General features: G+C 60.9%; 1 protein-coding gene and 1 pseudogene. Both read right to left on the bottom strand.

The window, feature by feature from the left end; translation table 11 throughout:
- Positions 1 to 51: 51 nt before the first annotated feature.
- The gene (locus tag NW843_RS07065; protein WP_414522509.1) at positions 52 to 1989 is read right to left on the bottom strand and encodes a cellulose biosynthesis cyclic di-GMP-binding regulatory protein BcsB; all 1938 of its coding nucleotides are present in this window, start codon (positions 1987 to 1989) and stop codon (positions 52 to 54) included.
- A gap of 148 nt (positions 1990 to 2137) precedes the next feature.
- Positions 2138 to 2209, bottom strand: a pseudogene (locus NW843_RS07060) (mannose-6-phosphate isomerase); the annotation flags it as partial.

Here is a 2209-nt window from a genome sequence, read left to right as displayed (position 1 = left end):
TTCAGTATAGTTGAGCTTATTATTGACTAGAGTCATGCTCTGCCAACCCCCCTAGGAAAGGGTGGGCGACTCAGGGCGGCGGGCCAAGCGTTGGTAGGTATTCCAGGCTCCTACTGCCAGCAAAAGGGCCAGCAGCAGCACTAACCAATAGCGGTATTGCCACAACAAAAGCTGCCAACTGAAGCGACCGGGGTAGCGCACTCGATAGCCTGCCGGCGTGAGATCCCAGCTCTGTACTTGGGTGAGATCGGGGGCAGCGGCATAGGCGGTGAGCACGTTTCCCTGTAGCTGGTTGGCCAGGCGGGTGCGCGGATCGGCAAGGCCGCGGCTGAGGCGCTCTGCCAAAACCGGGTCAGATCCCCACCAGGAAAGCCAAAGGTTCGGCTTACCTTTCAGGAGAAAGTACTGCAAAAGGCCGAGGTTTTCTTGAGGCTGAGCGGCCAAGGCCACCTGCCGGTTGAGGGGATTGATGATTTCAAACTGGGATCCCAGCCGGATGGGGCTATTAAGCTCCACCTGATCTGGCCCAGCCACGATCACCTGCCAGGCAAAGTTCCCCGTCTCCAGGTTGGCTTCCTCTTTGGGCAAAACCTCAAGGGTGGGCAGCAGGGGTCGGGCAGCCAGCCGGCTGAGGGCACCGACCAGGTAGGCGGCAGCCGGCAGCAGTTGGGGATCCCCCAGCCCAACCCGTCCGGATCCCTGCAGCACCGCCGGGATCTCCTGCAGCTCGCCGCTAGGGGCTTGGTAGCCGCTCCAGAGAAGGCCAGAGCTATCGGAACGCACTTGCAAAGTCAGCGGGGTCAGGGATCCCTGGCAATTACCGGGGCTGGCGCCATAGTCAAAGCGGAGCTCCAGTTGATTAAAGCGGCGCAGCAGGCGGGTGGGCAGGATTACGGTCTCGTTGAGCTGGGTGCGCCCGGTTAGGTTGTAGGTGCGCAACAGAACGCCATTCAAGAACACGTAGCCGGTGAGGCGATCCCCCACTCGGCCATCCACCGGGTTCATGATCACATCCAGTTGCGCCGCCAGATCCCGCGGCCGCCCCCCCAATTGGGACAGGTTGAAGTTGAAGACCAAAGACTGGCTGCCAAACCCCCGCAGCAGCGGATCCACGATCCCCAGCTCTCGCAGGCTGAGGCGGTTGGCCCTGAGCGCTCTCTCCAGATCCGCCACCCTTGTCACCTGGATGCCGCGGCTGACCAGCCCCGCCCGCTTCCATTCTTCATAGAGAGCAAGAATAGCCTCCCGGCGGGCGGCCACTCGCAGGCGGGATCCCTCTGGGGTAATTTGATGCTGCAAGTGGGGGGTGAAATTGGCCGGCTCTAAGATCACCTGTGCCCCCTGCTTCGGACGGTTGCTCCACAGGATGGGCGTTTGCGGAAACAGGTGAGAAAGGAGGCTGTACAGCCACAGAGCTGCTTCCGCCGTCTCAGAGGAAGGATTGGCCGGCACTACCAAAGTAACCTGAGGATACAGCCGGCCCAGAAAACCGGCCACTGTGGCATCGGGAGCGCGGGGCACCAGCTCAAAGAAACTGTCCCGCCCTACCGTCAGCAGCAAATTGCCGGTATTCAAGTCGGCGCAAATATCGTCGCTGATGCTCAGGAAAGGCTGCACCGACAAGGTGATAAAGCGCTCGCCAGCGGCCAAGCTGGGGATGGGCACTCGCACCACCGGCTCCTGCCGCAGATCTTGCACCAGAAAAAGGCCCATTAGCTCCTCGTTGATCAGCACCCGCACCGTGGACGTGGGCTTGAGCACCGGCGAGGGAGTCAGGCGCAACTGCACAAAGCTGGCCTCGGGGTCAAGGCCGTTCAGGGGGGCAGGGATCCCGATATCTAGACGCGGGTTAGCTCCTTGCAGCAGCACCGAGCGGTCGTAGCCCAGCCTTTGCAGAGAAATGACTTCCGCTGCGTGGACAGCCGTCGGCCCGCAACACCAAAGCAAACCGGCAACCCACAAAGCCCACTGCCTTGCCTTCTGCGTCACCTTGACCCCCTCTTGCTTATCCCTCACTTGTCTAGTGCAGGCAAGCCCCTTGGCCCACCTGACCCAAGTTTGCCCAACATGCAGAAATCTGTAAGCTTTCGGGGGTCTTTACGCACAAACCGTAGATTCGGATGCCCAGGGGATCCCTTTACTGGCGGGCGTAGTCATCCTCAAAGCGCACAATGTCGTCCTCCCCGAGATATTCCCCGTTTTGCACCTC

Origin of the sequence: Synechococcus sp. R5-12 (genome assembly GCF_047502655.1) — a bacterium.
Lineage (GTDB): Bacteria > Cyanobacteriota > Cyanobacteriia > Thermostichales > Thermostichaceae > Thermostichus.
Note: the sequence above shows the minus strand (reverse complement) of the source record. Positions and strands in the feature narration are given on the sequence as shown.